Origin of the sequence: Candidatus Hikarchaeum yamanae (assembly GCF_009889665.1) — an archaeon.
GTDB classification, from domain to species: Archaea; Halobacteriota; Halobacteria; order Halobacteriales; family Hikarchaeaceae; genus Hikarchaeum; species Hikarchaeum yamanae.
Genome location: NZ_WTZR01000001.1, coordinates 52,758 through 68,556, shown reverse-complemented (window position 1 = coordinate 68,556; position 15,799 = coordinate 52,758). Strand labels below are relative to the sequence as shown.

The following is a 15,799-nucleotide window of genomic DNA, read 5'->3' as shown; positions in this document are numbered from 1 at the left end:
AGATTTTTCTGTCGGAGGCTAGTTAAGCTTTGTTTAGGGGGATTTTTGAGTTATATAATCGTATAAAATTTCTTTAGACGTTTCTACCCCGTTTCGGCTGAAAAATTTAGATATGTTTTCACAATCTCGGTGCAAGTATGTCGATGCTTTTGGGTGACGGTGGGTGACTGCTTGTCCGATGTCAATAATGCATAATTCTCCATCGTGTACCAGGATATTGTATTCCGACAAATCACCGTGGACTAGACCTGAGATATGTAGTTTTTTCATGAAATCTCGGATGATCTCATATGCAAGAAGTGGGTTTTCGAGTTCTATGCTCTGTAATTTTGGGGCAACATTACCTTCGACTCCAATAAGTTCCATGACCAAGACGTTTAGTTTTACAGCGATCGGGTCGGGTACACGGACGCCGCCATCTCTAGCTCTTTTGAGATTGGCAAATTCTTTCCTCGTCCAAGCCAAAACTATATCTCTTTTGTCAGACCCGATTCCAGAGAATCGAGGATCTCCTGTTAGGTAGTCTTTCATTTGCCGAAATGAGGAAGTGTTTATGCGATATATTTTGATGGCTATCTCACTGTCATCCTTGCCGTATGCTTCGAAGACTATTGCTTCTTTTCCCGATGAAATGGGACCACCAAGGGCTGTTATGTGTCCTTCTTGGACTAATTTGTATAATGCTGCATATGTAGAATCATCGAAAACATTTGCCTCGACTTTGAATTGGTCAGTGTCTTTTATTCTTTTTTTGAATGTTGCGAATTTTCTGTCATTTTTCCGGGAGAGTTTATCAACTTCATCGTCGGTGAAATCTATGTTGGTCCAAGTGTCAAATTCAAAATCTTCTTTTTTTGACGTCATGGCTGTGGCATTAGTTTGATATTGACTCTATAGTTCCTTCCCTCCGGAGTTGGTCAGCATCGTGCCGATCATATCGCCATACTACATCGGCTTTTGAATCTTGCCAATCCCAAGGTCTCACCAAAACAACGTCGTCTTGTCGAATCCAAACGCGTTTCCTCATTTTCCCAGGAATTCTAGCTAATCTCTCTACACTATCTGCACAGCGGACTTGTATACGGTTGGCTCCAAGCATATCGGAAACGACTGCGAATACTTCTCCATCTTTTGGCATTCTAAGTTTTTTCCGTTGGAGCTCTTCTTCCGCGGGGTCATCTTGGTTGCTCATGGTACTATATTGGACGGTGGGGTTTTAAGCAATACCCATCTATATTTGTGGGCATATTAAGATTGATCCGTCAACCTCTCTCTTCCTGAGTGAATGAGATTATCAAGGTAGTGTGCGAGGGTTTTTTTTGCATCTTGAGGATGAAGATTTCCAGATTCTATGTCATGTTCCAAGTCCGTATAAGAATTATAGGTGATAGTTCCACCGTGTTTATCGTTTCGTTCTACTGTGATTTGTTCAAATCGGGGAAAAATATGGAATTGAAAAATTTGTAATACTGGGTTTTCGGGGTTGTTCCCATCTTGATCTTCAGGTGGGGTTGCAGTTGGGGGACAGAATGCTTTGTTGATTTTTTTATGGATGGATTCCGGTGAATCTTCCATTGAAATCGTTGTACCTACGCTGGAAGACATTTTTCCGATTCCGGTGGTTAGATTGGACAAGATGGGAGTGTGGATCATAGGACAAGGGGAATATCCTAATTCGGGTAATAATTCTCTAGCGAGTACGTGTACTTTTCTTTGGTCAGTACCCCCAACCGCTAAATCTAGGTCTAGATAGTGCATGTCAAGTGTCTGCATTATAGGATACACAGCTTGGCTTACTTTGGGTACGTCGCCGCTTTGTATTTCGGCCATGGCCCTATTTGCACGGTTGAGAGTAACTAAAGTTCCTAGCTTATGCAAGTCGAGTATGTATTCTTTTTCTAATTGAAAATCAGATCCGTGAACAAATTCGGTTTGACCTTCATCTAAACCATATGCTATGAATTGTTTTTGCATGATTTCTGCAGTATGTTGGATTTCTTCCAAGGACCCTTTTCCATTTAGATATGCGTGCAAATCGGCGAGTAGGACTACTATTTTCATTCCAACTTCTTGGAGATCAATTAGTTTATTGGCAGTTAGCATGTGTCCCAGGTGGAGAACTCCAGAAGGTTCAAACCCAACATAAGCACGTTTGTCGAGAGGAGATTCTGCCAATGTACGGATTTCTGCATCGGTTATGCTTTCAACCACATTCTGGGTGATCTTATCGTATGTCGTCAAATTAGATGGAGATTCGTTATGAGGCATCTTATACGTTTGTCCCTGTACATTCCCCGTGCAAAAATACTGTGGATGGGTATTTGGTTATCGTGAGAGAAAATATTAAAGTCAAAATGATAGCTTTGATTTTATTAATCTACGTAAGGTATATCGATTTCTAGCCCATCGTGAGCTAGAGTTAACTCCCCTTTAAATCTAGTTTTTGCTTCGCTTAGCAAAAGATTGGAATTTCCACTAAAACGTGAGGAAATGTGTGTAAGAACTAAATGAGAAATATCTGCTTTTGTTGCTATTTCTGCAGCTTCTAGTGCTGTGGAGTGCCCAGTTAATTCTGCACGTTGTTGGTATTCTTCAGTGAAAGTTGAATCGTGGATTAACAGGTCGAATCCAGAAACAGTTTCGATAGTGGTTTTTGTTGGTCGAGTATCCCCAGTGTAGGCTATTTTTCGTCCGGGTCTAGGGGGACCAATTACCTGTTCTGGTGAAACTATACTACCATCTTTTAATGTAATTGAATTTCCTTCATGAAGTGTGGAAAAATCTTTTCCCACGGGGACACCGAGTTCCTCCGCTTTTTCTCTAAAGAATCGCCCTTTGCGCTCGGTTTCGATCAGGGCATAGCCCGTAGAACTAGTTTTGTGATTTGTTTTAAAAGTTTTAATCGCATAGTTAGGGGTTTTTTTGACCGTTGTGTTGGGATGGGTTTCAGAGATGGTTATAGAATATCCTAGCCCATCTCCACAAAGAGAAACTAAGTTATCTAAATAATTTTTAGTCCCAGGTGGCGCGTGAATAAAAAGGGACTCTTCCCGGCCATTGAAATCCATTGTTTGTATCAATCCTAGAAGACCAAAAATGTGGTCTCCATGGATATGGGTGAGGAATATATCTTGGATTCCAAATCCAGTTCCATAATGCATCATTTGTCTTTGAATACCTTCCCCAGCGTCGAAAAGAAATTTATCTCCGTGGATATTAACGAAAATTCCACTCGAGCTTCTTTCGGTTGTAGGAACTGCACCGCTAGTCCCTAGGAAAGTTATTCTCAATGTCATTTGGAAATCTTGTTACTCGAAGGAGATACCCGCTTCGAACTAGATTGAAGATAGTGGATGAATCGACCAATTCTTGTTTTTTGAATACTATCAATATGTAATGGACTCGCCATTATGGATCGATAAATATGCACCCAATGCGGAGGATTTTCCTCAAGAGAAACTCCGTTATATTTTGCCAAAGTCCCAAGAAATGTCAATAAATTTTTTATTATACGGTCCAGCAGGTGGTGGCAAGACTTCGGCGGCTAGAATCATTGCGAGAGGAGGGGAATTAATTGAATTCAATATTGCAGATTTAGTTAATAGCTCAAAAAAGGAAATTGTAGAGAATCCACTTTTTTCTGGGTTTATATCGTCTAAAAAAATGCCTAGTGGGTCGAAAGATTCGCTTATTATTCACTTCATAAAGGAAAGTGCAAGTTATCCGCCAGTATCAGGGGGAAGAAAGGTTATGATACTTGATAATTTTGAAAGTGCCCAGAGGACTTTTCAACAAGCTCTTAGGCGCATAATAGAACAATATCATCATAATACCCAATTTATTCTCACAACACGTCGATTGGGGAAGGTTATTCCTGCCATCAGATCGCGCTGTTATTCTGTGTCAGTGAGAGGGGCCCAAGATTCTGATATGAATATGATAATAGAGAATATATTGAGGAAGGAGGGAATAAAATTTACAGAAGAGGGGATTGGATTTGTAGTAGATAGTGCGTCGGGGAATATTAGATCTGCAATTATGTACACACAAGCGATTGCAGAACGGTGGGGTGAAATTACCCAGGAGGGAGTGATTGAAATAGTTCAAGAAATGGGACTAGAAGAACCCATCGTAGAGCTTGTGGAATGTTCGTTGAGTGGTCAGTTTGAGAATGCAAGGTCCATTCTTGAGGGGTTAATGATAACTAGTGGATATTCTGGAGGAGAATTGTTGGAAATTATAAGTAAAGTTGTGAAAGAGAGAGAGGATGTGGACCAGGTAGAGTTTGCACTTATACTAAGTGAGATTGATTGTAATCTTTCAAAAGAAGCTAATTCAATAATTCATTTAACGAATTTTTTGACAAAATTGGGATCGCTGGGATGAAAGAAATAATCATAGCTCTTGTGGTTGTTGTCGTTTTGTTCATAGTGTGGAGTAAAAGAGATCCCAATAGGGAAATTCCAAGCACCGGTATTGTGTCTCCAGCAGATGGGAAAGTAAGTGTAGTAAGAAAGGAATCGGATGGGAGAGTCAGAGTGGGAGTGTTCATGAATGTGTATGATGTTCACGTTAATCGGGCTCCTGTGTCAGGATACGTTAAAGGGATAGAGCACATACCCGGAGGGTTATTTCCTGCTTTCTCAAAAGAATCGGATAGAAATGAGAGAGTTAGAATTGTGTGTACAGTGGATCCATCAGAAGAGAGTAAAGTAAAAGCAAGTGATGAATGGGAGATCGTGTTGATAGCAGGTGCACTAGCTCGTCGTATAAAACCATATATAAAAGTTGGAGATCGTATTGAAAAGGGAGAGCGTATTGGCCATATTGAATTTGGTAGCCGAGTGGATGTCATATTTCCCGCAGGAAGGCGTATAGAGGACGTACTAGTTAAAATTGGAGATAGGGTTAGAGCGGGAGAGTCTATTTTGATGGAAAGTGGATGATCAGATTATTTACGGAGAATGTGGACATGTCGAGTTAAAGATTTATGGACCCTCCGTGTGAAGTGATTTTTGAGAACCCATCCAGCTTGTTTAGCTAATTTTTCAAGTGGAAAGTCAGAAATAACAACTACTTTTGAAGTGAGAGGATATGCTTCTTTAAGGGCGTGTTCTATAAGGACATCTATCTCATACCCGGTTATTTTTGATTGGCGGCCATAAGGGACATCAAATAAGATTGAATCTATTTTAGTTGAAATGGGTAGATTTGCAGCATCGCCTCGAATGGTTACGAAATTTTTAACAGAGTAATGTCGAAGGTTTTGGTTCGCTCCAAGTATCATTTTTTGTTGTGCGTCCATGCCATACACAGTTGCTCCCATCAATGCAGCTTCTATAAGAATTCCACCAGTGCCGCACATAGGATCGAGTATTACGGAGTTGGGTCTTGCCCCAGCTAAATTGGCAATCGCCCGTGCTTCGATTGAGTCCATACTCCCAGGCTGAAAGAAAGGTTTTTTTGTGGGGTTACGATCTGAATATCCCTTCGAACTCGTTTCGAGCAGACGCCCTACTATACAGATATCTCCCGAAAAAAGAACTCTAATTTCATGAATGGGAGTATCCAGATCAACAGAAAATCCTTTGTTGACAAATACAGTTCCTACTTCTCGTTCGACTTTTTGTGTGTCAATGTTGGTGGATTTTCGAATATCTCTAGCTCGAATGGCGATAGTACCTGGTTGGTCTAGGTGGATCATGTCTAAGGAAGAAAGAAGTTCAGATAAGTGAGATGAGGTTTGTAAGAGGACCTCACTGACTCGATGAGTATAACCTAAATGGATAGTTCGAGAGAGAGAAACTGTTTCCGCAAGGGCCAACCCTGGTGCGATTACTTGTACGCCTTTTGCCGCATTTTGAGCCTCCGCTACAGCGAAATCGTAGTTGTCACCTGCTAGTTCTAGAACATACACAGCAGCGATTCAGTTCTGATAAATGATGAGGATATCGATGCCCATAAAATATAATAAATATTGAATTTTATTCGACTAATCTATCGATGGTAGTTACCAAAATGCCAGTTGCTCCTTTTTCTTTGAGAAGTTCGATTGTATCGAAGACATCTGATTCATCCACCACAGCGTGGATAACTGCCGTGGATTTTCCAGCAGTATCAATCACGGTTGGACTAGATAATCCGGGTATTACGGCTGTGATGTCTTCTAATTTTTCCCGAGGAGCGTTCATCATTAGATATCTCTTATTTTTAGCTGCGACAACAGAAGAAAGTGCCCCAGCAATTTTTTTGGTTAAGGGATGGTCTTGTACATCATCTCGAGAGATTAATCGGGCGCTGCTGCTCAATACCTCTTCTATGGTAATGAGTTGGTTGCTACGGAGGGTTTCTCCAGAGCTGACAATATCTACGATTGCATCTGCCATGCGGACGTGAGGTGTGAGTTCGGTTGCTCCACCAACTTTTACTATTTCAATAGATATATTTTGATTTTCAAAGAAAGTTTTAGTTATATTTGGAAACTCTGTTGCGACACGTTTTCCTTTTAATTTTTCAAGGGAATCGATGGAAATATCGGAGCTGACACGGGGGTCAAGTGAAGCTACCACTAGTTTACATTTTCCAAAATCCAAGTCCAAAATATCGACTATATTGTCAAAATTCTTTTCTTTGATTTGATCGTGTCCAGTGATTCCTAGGTCTGCTGCACCGCTGCTAACATATCTAGGAATATCTTCTGATCGAACATAGATAACAGTAGTATCAGGAATTGTTGTATCTGACCAAAGTTTCCTGTCTTGCTGAGATTCTCTCACATAGATTCCGGCTCTAGATAATAAATTAGATGCGGGGGTGTGGAGACGGCCTTTATTCGGTAACGCGACTCTCATAAGTATACCTAATGTAATCTACGAGAAACACTCTTTCGGTATATTAAGATCATATCGTAGGGGCTAATGTCCTCTATCCCAAAGGAGATATATGAATACTCTAAGTGTCATAGGGGGAAGGGTCCTACAAGAAGACTTGACGCTAGAATTTTTAGATGTCCTGATAGATGTCGAGAGGGGACTAATTTTAGAAGTAGGGGAGTCACTTAGAGGTGATGAAGAAATAGATGCAAGAGGGGGATTGGTCATTCCGGGTCTGGTGAATGCACATACCCACATGGCTATGACACTTTTACGGGGTTATTCGGATGACAAACCTCTCGAAGAGTGGTTGAAAGAAGATATATGGCCTATTGAATCTCATTTGACACCCGAAGATGTTTATATTGGGTCCCAATTGGCTTTGGTTGAATTAATTAAATCGGGTACTACTACTTTTTGTGACATGTATTTTCACATGTCTGAAGTCGCAATGGCTACTGAAAGTTCGGGGATGCGTGCTGTGTTAGGCCAAGGTGTGGTGACGGTTGGCAAAAATGAAGATGATGCTTATTTGGATGCTGAAAAGGGACTAAAATTTGCTGAAGAATATAGTGGATTTGCGGGTGGCAGAATTAAGACGGCATTTATGCCCCACAGTATGAATACAGTTGATTTAGAATATTTTGAAGAACACATCCCCCGTGCTAGAGATTTAGGAATTCCCATTCATCTTCACACTAATGAAACATTAGAGGATGTCGAAAAAACTAGCAAAATGCATGGGATGAGACCGATAGAGCTTGCATCAGAATATAATATTTTGAGTTCAGGGGATTTCGCGGCTCACTGTGTTCATGTTGATTCAAATGAAATTGATATTTTGGTTGATAAAGGTATAGGGGTTGTTCATTGTCCAGCATCCAATATGAAATTGGCCAGTGGAATTGCTCCAATTCAAAAATTGCAGAATGCAGGGGTGACAATAGGACTCGGAACTGATGGGGCTGCTTCGAACAATGACTTAGATCTATTTGGAGAGATGAGAGACGCTGCGATGGTAGGAAAACTGTCTGCTAAAAGTGCTAGTGCTGTGAATGCCACATCTGTTTTTTCAATGGCCACGGTGGGTGGGGCAAATATATTAGACATACCAGCAGGAAGAATAGAACCGGGTTGGGTTGCGGACTTGGCAATATTGGATCTCGAAGCTGCGCATCTTACCCCAATGAGGAAATGTGTGAATCTCCTTGTATATGCGGCGAGGGGTTCGGATGTGATCCACACTATTTGTGACGGAAAAGTCCTTATGAAAGACAGAGAAGTACTAACTTTGGATGAATCTAAAGTCATAGAATCTGCTCGTATATGTGCGAATGATCTTAGTGAACGGGTAAGGAAAAAGAGGTAATCTAATATAGATAGAATCTTGAAACACTTTTCTTTGGTGCGTCGCTTAGAGAGCTCATGAGTATTTATCCCACCATTTCAGATTCCGTTGACAATGTGGATAATTACATAGATACGGGGAGACAAAAAATTGACTGGGCTGCGTCCAACATGCCTATTCTTTCTTTTTTACGTGAACAATTCATTCGTGAGATGCCATTTCAAGGTCAATGCATAGGTGTCGCGTTGCATGTTGAAGCGAAAACAGCTGTGCTATTGGAATTACTAGCAGAAGGTGGTGCAAAGGTCGTAGTGACTGGTTGCAATCCTCTTTCAACCCATGATGATGTGAGTTTTGCTCTGGATGCCAACCCAATGATTTCGAGTTATGCTGCAAAGGGAATTACTGATGAAGAATACTACAAAGGGATAGAGGCTGTGATTTCTCACAACCCCACTTTGACATTGGATGATGGCGGAGACCTAATTTTTGCGTTGCACGAAGATCATGAGGAAAAGATAAAGAGCGTAATTGGAGGGTGTGAAGAGACTACTACAGGGGTGCACCGACTCAAGTCTATGGAAGCTGAAGGGAAACTTAAATATCCTGTTTTTGCAGTTAATGACACTCCAATGAAGCGTTTATTTGACAATATTCATGGGACGGGAGAATCGACTATACTCTCCATTGCCGTTACGACTAATTTTTCATGGGCGGGTAAAACAGTGGTCGTGGCGGGATATGGTTATTGTGGGAGAGGGGTGGCCAAAAAAATATCCGGTCAAAACGCACGGGTAATAATTACAGAGGTAGATCCATTGAGGGGTTTGGAGGCATACATGGAGGGATATGAAGTGATGCCAATGCTGCAAGCGGCTCATAGGGGGGATGTATTCATTACGACGACGGGGAATTGTGATATTCTGAATAAAAATCACTTTGAATTGATGAGGGACGGGGTTATTCTTGCAAATGCTGGGCATTTTGATGTTGAGATTAATATAAAAGAACTAGAAAAATTAGCCACATCTGAACGAATGGTGAGGGATGGTGTTCGGGAGTATCAATTGAGAGATGGTCGTAGGATTAATGTGCTTGCTTCGGGGAGACTTGTCAATTTAGCCAGCCCATTGTCTCTTGGGCATCCGATTGAGATAATGGACCAAAGTTTTGGTATGCAAGCGGTCTGTATGCGCGAGATGGTTGTAAATCCTACATATGGTCCGGGGGTACATTCAGTGCCAATGGAACTGGACGCACAGGTGGCAGAAATAAAACTTAGATCGGAGGGAATTGAGATAGACTACCTCTCAGAATCGCAAGATAATTATTTGAGAGGATCGGAGTTCGGGACGTGAGTTCGGCTCAGGTAAAGGGGAGTCGAGTGGAAAGAGAACTGGTAAGATTACTAGACAAAGCGGGTTTTGCTGTCATGCGGGCGCCTGCAAGTGGTGGTGCCACATCGCGAGAATTGCCAGATGTATTAGCAGGAAATGGGAAGTTATTTTATGCATTTGAAGTTAAATCGAGTGCTAGTGATAAGATCTATTTAAGTGGAGAAGAGGTCGAAGCTTTAGTTTATTTCTCTCAGAACTTTGGTGCCAAAGCGCGTATTGGTGTAAGATTTAATAATGAGAAATGGTATTTCTTTCATCCGGGGGACTTGTATATAACAAAAGGTGGGAACTATCGCGTTTCGCGGGGGGACTTGTATGAGAAAGGAATTGATTTTGAGGAATTAGTTGGTGAGTCGGAAAAGACAACGTTTGGGGATTATAGTGAGGAGAAATAAGGATCAGAATGATATTGCATAAGAGATTGTTTTGCTTCGAAGCCCTTTTTACTATTTCTAAGAAATAGATAGAGTATGAACATACCACGAATTCGATTATTAGAGATAATCGCTTCTGTGGCCTGGGCAAGTGTTTTTGTAGTGGCAATAGTATATATTGGAAACAAATATTCTATGCAAGATGGAATCCTTCAAGAAGGGACGTTGTGGATAATTGTGGCGATAGTTGGATTTATAGTGGCTATGATGGGAACGGGGTATTTGCTTTCGAGAAATGAAGAATAGTTAGAATTCTAAGAGTGTTTTTTAGAAGAGTATTGAAGTGGATGAGATATTGTTTGGCAAATTTCATCCATGTTAACACAATCACCATATGCTTGCATCGTTGCGCATGATGGTGGAGGGTATAGAGGTGCACCGTCTTTATCTTGGAGATAATCCATGGTAGATTGGATTAGAGAGGGGTGGAAAGAATTGTTTGTTAAATAATCAAGAGTTTCTTGGGGGTTTGTTTGGGTAGAAATAAGAAAAGAAGTCAGTGAGAACAACGATGGCGGATTGAGTCTTTCGTTGGATTCTATCCGTTGTAAGAGATGCGCCATACAAGGTGGGAAAAAATCGATGGAGACAGGGCCCAATTCTGGTTCGAGATCAATTTCGTCGATATAACTGTGGATAGATTTTAATTGTGTTTGCAATAGCTTTTCGGCTTCTTTGGGAACTTTGAGAGGGAGATCGCTTTTTATTTGCCGAAAAATTCCAACTCCCAGGAGTTTATATAATTCAGATTCTTCGACATTGATGTTCCCTTGAGAAAGTGCTTGAAATACCAACTTCCAGCTAGCATCAGGTAGATAAGAAATAAAGGACAGATAGGTCTCAACTGAAATCGAAAATGTATCACCATGTTGGACTATATTTTTTGTGACTTGTAATTCGTCGAGGAGTGTTTTTAGAGATAGGCGGGCGGGACTGATGCTTTTCAGTTTAGTGTCATCTTCTATATCGTTTTTGAAGTGAGACATAGCAGTTTGTGATTCTGCCCAAGAATACCTGTGTGTTAGACCGGGTTCGTTTACTAGAGAAACTAGAATGCGCGCGAGGGGATATGACAAAAGTTCTACTGTTGTGTTTCTATGTTCTGGGCCTATTGAGCCTTCTTCAATTGCACACAAAATACGTTCCAGGGCGCGGTTTACGGTTGGTTTGTTGGTTTGGATGGTAGAGATTAAATCAAACCCCGAATCCGCTACGCTCTCTTTTGCAGAGGATAAAAACGGATATTTTGCATGTAGAATTTCCATTCACTAGGCTCTCGAACTGCATCCAGGATAAACTTATCCGGTGACGTTTGGGGATTCCTATGTTTTTTAGAGTCTCTGTGTATCGATGTACCTAAAGCCTAGGTAAAGGTATAATAGTGTACCTATGCTTTTTGCATATCCCTGCCCGGGATGCCGAACTAGAAGTAGTATGCATGCTCCAGAATGTAAATTTGAATTATGTTCCAGAGATGAGATCGAAAAAGCATATATTGATATTATTTCTTTAATTTTGGTTGATCCGAGTACGCAGAAAGAAATGGCGAGCGAAATTCAATCAGAATGGAAGAATCTTCACTCTGCAATAATGTTCATTTTAACAAGAGAACAACGTGTTGAGCAAGGAGAATTGGGAAAAATTAGACTGTTAACTCCTGCAGAAAGGGCAGACAGAATATCAGAACCGGTATCAGAACCCATGAGGACCATATATGAAAAAGGGAGTTATCCAGGGTGTCACGATAACGCTCTTTTTGCTATGTTGGCGTGGCACAAAATGGTTGGATTTTCATGGGAGGAAACACAAGAAAAGGTTACCCAATGGCTTGTTCGGAGTGGCAGTTGGGAAAGGGGAGGGTTTGGAGAATCAGCCCCCAAAGATGTGATAGATAATAAAAAACATGTATATGAGGGAGGATATGGGTGGATGGAAAAGGCGCAAGCTGCAAAGAGGGTAATTGAGAGGATGGAATGAAACTTCCAGAAAATAGAAATGGAATTTCCAATCCAAAGAGAGCGCTATCAATAGTATTTTTTGTCATATTATTAGATCTAATTGGGTTTGGGATAATCATACCAGTCTTACCATTTTATGTTAGGAGTTTTGGTGTTAGTGATATTGCAATTGGTTTGTTGGCAGCATCGTATTCGTTAATGCAATTTGTGTCATCTCCGTTTTTAGGTAAGTTATCAGATGTATGGGGCAGACGTCCTATTTTGGTGATTTCTTTATTGGGAAGTTCTGTGGCATGGTTTTTCTTTGGAATTGCAGAAGAGATTGGGTCATATAGCATAATAGGGGGGCTAGTGTTATTGTTTTTAGCCCGTATGTTTGCAGGGGCGATGGGAGGAAATATTTCTACAGCGAATGCGTATATCGCGGATGTTACTACGGAAGAAGAGAGGCCACGATATCTAGGATATATTGGTGCCGCGTTCGCAGTGGGGTTCATAATAGGACCAGCTATTGGAGGGATCTTAGCTACAGAATATATAATTGGAATTGTCGATTCCATACTTCCAGCAATAATTCCAATAACTATCTATTCGTTGCCGAGTTTTGGTGCTGGTTTGTTGAGTTTTTTGGGTATGGTCCTATGTATTTTTTATCTTCCAGAATCGAATCTATCTGAGGGAGTAGAGAGGCGGGAGAGTAATTTTGCAGAGCTACTAGAACCCCTGAAGAACTATTCAATTAGAGGAGTGGTCATTGTTTCATTGGTGGGCGCTATCGCTTTTTCAGGGATTACAGTGATGTTCATACCGTTTATCGCCGACGTATACGGATATGGGGCAGCTACCGCAGGGATGATTCTCACATATATCGGGGTGATTAGTGCAATTTCTCATGGGATGTTTGGTCCGAGCCTCATTAAGAAATATTCCCCAAGGAATGTCGCGATTGGCTCGTCTGTTGGATTGATGGTTTCGATGATTCTGATGCCTTTTTGTCCAATAATATTAAATGGAAATGTGATAGATCCGGGGGTGGTTAGTCTTCTCGTGGTTTTAGGAATACTTGCTGTTTCAAATGCCTGTTTTAGCGTGTCGTTGTCGACGTTGATTTCACTAGCTGCTAGAGAAGATACACAGGGAGTATCATTTGGGATTTTTCAAAGTGCAGGAAGTCTTGGAAGAACAATGGGTCCACCGTTCATGGCTGTATTATACACCATAGCAATTTGGTCTCCATTTGTTGTGGGGGCAATCGCGTTTATCCCATTGGTTATACTTCTCGCTAGATTGCCGTACAAACAGGCGGGGAAAGTAAATGGTTAATAGAAAATCTAGTCACTCTGGATTCTAGGGGCAAGTAAATAAGTTACTTGGCCATTTCCATCTGCGATTGGAAAATTAATTTGGATGGGATATTCTTCCCCCATGGATAGCGTGACAGGAGTGGATTTGGGTATTGCTTTGTTCATGTCCTTGAAATAATCGAGGGAAAATAAAGAATGTGCTAACGAGGGTTGGAGACTAATCACTTCGTCTTGTTTTAGTTCTAATTGGACATTATCTGTGTCTCCTTTTGCGCGTATATAGAAAGTTTGAGACTCGGGATCTACGCCTAGGGCTATGTGGTCAGAAACCATGTCTGCGGCTTTGATTCCTTGGTCTAAGTTCCTACCTTCTATCACAACTTTTGCGGGGAGATCTAGATCGGGTAGGTCGGGTTCTTTTCGTATAGATGAGGGATCGATTAGAGATAGTGTATATTGCAATCCACCTGCCTGAATGGTCAATTTTTGGACCTCTTCGTCGAATTCTAGATCAATAGTTTCATCGGATCGAGCTATGTTTGTGATATCAGATAATCGGGATAAATTTATACCCAATACTACCCCATCGGACTCATATGATACGAATGCTGATGTGGAAAGTTCAAGATCGACCATGCCTACATTCGCTGGATCGACCGCCCTAATTCGAAAACCATCACTGTCGAGACGTAGTTTACATTCATCCACCAGTACTTTTGCAGAGCTGATTGCTTCTTGTAGAATTTTTGCTTCGATAGTAGCGCTGAACATTATTGAACTCGGTACGAATAGGCGGGATAAAAAGACATCTGTTCCGCTGGGGGGAGATTATAAGGTGATTTGAGATGGTTTTTAGAGATCACTATGTGATGATTTTTGAGCGAAGATTGTATCAACATGAGTTGTCTAGTTAATATGTAATGCCCCGAAAAGATTTCTACTACAACAAGGCAAAAGTCGAGGGGTATCGGTCGCGGGCATCGTATAAACTTAAACAGATAAATGAAGTCCACAAGATTATCAAAAAAGATGATTCTGTTGTGGATATAGGTGCTGCCCCAGGTGGTTGGTTACAAGTTGCGAGAGAACTATCTAAATCGGGGGTGGTGATTGGTGTTGATCTGCAAAAAATAGAACCGTTAGAAGAAGTAATCACAATAAGAGGAGACATAACGAAGGAAAAAACAAAGGAAAAAATTAAATCAATTGTTGAAGGAAAAAAGAAGAAAAAAGGCGACAAAAAATTGGGAAATGGTGGCCCGATAGATGTTGTGTTATCTGATTTGGCACCGAATATAACAGGGGAATATTCGTTGGATCAAGCTAGATCTATTTATCTAGGGCGAGAAGCCCTTGGGTGTGCTTTGGAAATTCTTTGTCATGGGGGAAATTTTGTTGTTAAGGCATTCTATGGAACAGACATTGAGAAATTTCTGCGAGATCTTAATCAAGAGTTTGAAACGGTTAAAGTTTTCAACCCACGTGCATCCCGGAAAGAATCTGCAGAGGTGTATATAATTTGTAAAGGAAAATTGACAGCCCCGATTAAAGTGGGAGAAGAGATAGTGGTTGAAATAGTAGGGGTTGGAAAAAGAGGAGATGGAATGGCAAATATAGATGGGTATAATGTCTTTGTTCCGGGGTCTAAAGTGGGAGAATTGTGGAAGATAAAAATAGAGGAAGTGAGACTAAAATTTGGATTTGGAAGTTGCGTTAGTGAAGTGAAAAGAAGGGATTAACTATGCATCAAATTTTCTTTTTTTAAGTAGGAAAAGAAAGCATAAATCAAAGGAGTATCTGCGAGGGCGATTAAGAGTTTGACTATGTATTGACCCAATATGAGTTGTACGATAACAAATAAGGGCAGCCCAATTCCGATTCCAACAATAGAGGGGAGAATTGAAAATGTCAAAGTGATAAATAGAATAGTATCTACAAGTTGGCTAACTGTGGTGGAGCCTATATTTCTCAACCAAAGTTTGTTACCATTGGTCTTCTCACGGATGGTATCGAATATCAAAATGTCCAGGTTTTGGCTAATCAAATATGCAGTTAAACTGGCTATGACTACATTTGCAGAAGGCCCCAATACAGTGGCAAATAGTTCAGGAGAAATCCCTGCTTCAGACCCAGGGGCATTAATAGATATCCAAATAAGAACAAGCATTACAATATTCATTGTAAATGCTATAGAAACGACTGTCCTTGCTGCTTTTTTCCCATATAATTCGGCGTAACAATCAGATGCGAAAAACGTGATTGCATAAGCTAGTACTCCTGCGGGAACCATGACTGATATTCCGAGATTCAGAGGGGATAATTCTAGGATTTTTACCGCTGTAAGTTGTGCTGTTAAAAGACCAGTTATAAATAGAGCTATCAACCCTATTCGGATGGTTTCTTCGTTGAGAATTTTTGAAGAGAGTGTAGTTGAATTTTGGGTGGTCATATTATTTTTAGAGTGGTTTGAGTATTAAAATAAAGGG

At 40.8% G+C, this 15,799-nt stretch carries 17 protein-coding genes and 1 pseudogene; 9 read left to right on the top strand and 9 right to left on the bottom strand.

What is annotated here, in order from left to right; genetic code table 11:
• Positions 1-33 precede the first annotated feature (33 nt).
• The 4 genes from ACM9H2_RS00335 to rnz all read right to left on the bottom strand — a co-directional run bounded on the left by ACM9H2_RS00335 (position 34) and on the right by rnz (position 3,296).
• Positions 34-864 carry an RIO1 family regulatory kinase/ATPase gene (locus ACM9H2_RS00335; RefSeq protein WP_415487036.1) on the bottom strand — a complete coding sequence of 277 codons (831 nt, stop codon included), beginning with the start codon at positions 862-864 and terminating at the stop codon, positions 34-36.
• Positions 865-874: 10 nt separating this feature from the next.
• Positions 875-1,192: a translation initiation factor eIF-1A gene (gene eif1A / locus ACM9H2_RS00330; protein WP_415487034.1), complete on the bottom strand. Its 318-nt coding sequence runs from the start codon at positions 1,190-1,192 to the stop codon at positions 875-877.
• Positions 1,193-1,248: 56 nt separating this feature from the next.
• On the bottom strand, positions 1,249-2,241 hold the full coding sequence (locus ACM9H2_RS00325) for a tyrosine--tRNA ligase (protein WP_415487273.1): 993 nt from the start codon (positions 2,239-2,241) through the stop codon (positions 1,249-1,251).
• 131 nt (positions 2,242-2,372) lie between these two features.
• Positions 2,373-3,296 (bottom strand): ribonuclease Z, encoded by a 924-nt coding sequence (gene rnz, locus ACM9H2_RS00320; protein ID WP_415487032.1) that lies wholly within the window; start codon positions 3,294-3,296, stop codon positions 2,373-2,375.
• 100 nt (positions 3,297-3,396) lie between these two features.
• Between rnz and ACM9H2_RS00315 the strand changes: the two genes are divergently transcribed.
• Both ACM9H2_RS00315 and ACM9H2_RS00310 read left to right on the top strand, forming a co-directional pair.
• Positions 3,397-4,386 carry an AAA family ATPase gene (locus ACM9H2_RS00315; RefSeq protein ID WP_415487030.1) on the top strand — a complete coding sequence of 330 codons (990 nt, stop codon included), beginning with the start codon at positions 3,397-3,399 and terminating at the stop codon, positions 4,384-4,386.
• Positions 4,383-4,946 carry a phosphatidylserine decarboxylase gene (locus ACM9H2_RS00310; RefSeq protein ID WP_415487028.1) on the top strand — a complete coding sequence of 188 codons (564 nt, stop codon included), beginning with the start codon at positions 4,383-4,385 and terminating at the stop codon, positions 4,944-4,946. Before ACM9H2_RS00315 ends, ACM9H2_RS00310 begins: the two co-directional genes overlap by 4 nt.
• A 5-nt stretch (positions 4,947-4,951) precedes the next feature.
• Here the strand turns inward: ACM9H2_RS00310 and ACM9H2_RS00305 are convergent, their stop codons facing one another.
• Both ACM9H2_RS00305 and hisG read right to left on the bottom strand, forming a co-directional pair.
• Positions 4,952-5,917 carry a methyltransferase domain-containing protein gene (locus tag ACM9H2_RS00305; RefSeq protein ID WP_415487026.1) on the bottom strand — a complete coding sequence of 322 codons (966 nt, stop codon included), beginning with the start codon at positions 5,915-5,917 and terminating at the stop codon, positions 4,952-4,954.
• A 67-nt stretch (positions 5,918-5,984) separates the two neighbouring features.
• Positions 5,985-6,851, bottom strand: a complete 867-nt coding sequence (hisG, locus tag ACM9H2_RS00300) for an ATP phosphoribosyltransferase (RefSeq protein WP_415487024.1) — start codon at positions 6,849-6,851, stop codon at positions 5,985-5,987.
• Between the two features lie 91 nt (positions 6,852-6,942).
• On the opposite strand from hisG, the gene ACM9H2_RS00295 reads away from it, so the two are divergent.
• The 4 genes and pseudogenes from ACM9H2_RS00295 to ACM9H2_RS00280 all read left to right on the top strand — a co-directional run bounded on the left by ACM9H2_RS00295 (position 6,943) and on the right by ACM9H2_RS00280 (position 10,297).
• Complete coding sequence (locus ACM9H2_RS00295; RefSeq protein ID WP_415487022.1) at positions 6,943-8,241, top strand: amidohydrolase; 1,299 nt, start codon at positions 6,943-6,945, stop codon at positions 8,239-8,241.
• Positions 8,242-8,297: 56 nt separating this feature from the next.
• Positions 8,298-9,578, top strand: coding sequence for an adenosylhomocysteinase (locus ACM9H2_RS00290; protein ID WP_415487021.1), 1,281 nt, complete (start codon positions 8,298-8,300; stop codon positions 9,576-9,578).
• Positions 9,575-10,003 (top strand): annotated as a pseudogene (gene hjc, locus ACM9H2_RS00285) (Holliday junction resolvase Hjc); the annotation flags it as partial. The gene ACM9H2_RS00290 and the pseudogene hjc, both read left to right, overlap by 4 nt.
• 84 nt (positions 10,004-10,087) lie before the next feature.
• On the top strand, positions 10,088-10,297 hold the full coding sequence (locus tag ACM9H2_RS00280) for a hypothetical protein (RefSeq protein WP_415487019.1): 210 nt from the start codon (positions 10,088-10,090) through the stop codon (positions 10,295-10,297).
• 8 nt (positions 10,298-10,305) lie between these two features.
• Here the strand turns inward: ACM9H2_RS00280 and ACM9H2_RS00275 are convergent, their stop codons facing one another.
• On the bottom strand, positions 10,306-11,316 hold the full coding sequence (locus ACM9H2_RS00275; protein ID WP_415487017.1) for a DNA primase regulatory subunit PriL: 1,011 nt from the start codon (positions 11,314-11,316) through the stop codon (positions 10,306-10,308).
• A gap of 169 nt (positions 11,317-11,485) precedes the next feature.
• Between ACM9H2_RS00275 and ACM9H2_RS00270 the strand changes: the two genes are divergently transcribed.
• Positions 11,486-12,028, top strand: a complete 543-nt coding sequence (locus tag ACM9H2_RS00270) for a hypothetical protein (RefSeq protein WP_415487015.1) — start codon at positions 11,486-11,488, stop codon at positions 12,026-12,028.
• The gene (locus ACM9H2_RS00265; protein WP_415487013.1) at positions 12,025-13,332 is read left to right on the top strand and encodes an MFS transporter; all 1,308 of its coding nucleotides are present in this window, start codon (positions 12,025-12,027) and stop codon (positions 13,330-13,332) included. The genes ACM9H2_RS00270 and ACM9H2_RS00265 overlap by 4 nt, the downstream gene beginning before the upstream one ends.
• A gap of 8 nt (positions 13,333-13,340) precedes the next feature.
• On the opposite strand, the gene ACM9H2_RS00260 is transcribed toward ACM9H2_RS00265, so the two are convergent.
• Positions 13,341-14,084, bottom strand: a complete 744-nt coding sequence (locus tag ACM9H2_RS00260) for a DNA polymerase sliding clamp (RefSeq protein ID WP_415487011.1) — start codon at positions 14,082-14,084, stop codon at positions 13,341-13,343.
• 149 nt (positions 14,085-14,233) lie between these two features.
• Between ACM9H2_RS00260 and ACM9H2_RS00255 the strand changes: the two genes are divergently transcribed.
• Positions 14,234-15,052: a 23S rRNA (uridine(2552)-2'-O)-methyltransferase gene (locus ACM9H2_RS00255; RefSeq protein WP_415487009.1), complete on the top strand. Its 819-nt coding sequence runs from the start codon at positions 14,234-14,236 to the stop codon at positions 15,050-15,052.
• Here the strand turns inward: ACM9H2_RS00255 and ACM9H2_RS00250 are convergent.
• A complete protein-coding gene (locus ACM9H2_RS00250; RefSeq protein WP_415487007.1) occupies positions 15,049-15,762 on the bottom strand; it encodes a queuosine precursor transporter in 714 nt (237 codons plus the stop codon). The two genes, ACM9H2_RS00255 and ACM9H2_RS00250, sit on opposite strands and share 4 nt — an antisense overlap.
• Positions 15,763-15,799: the final 37 nt, after the last annotated feature.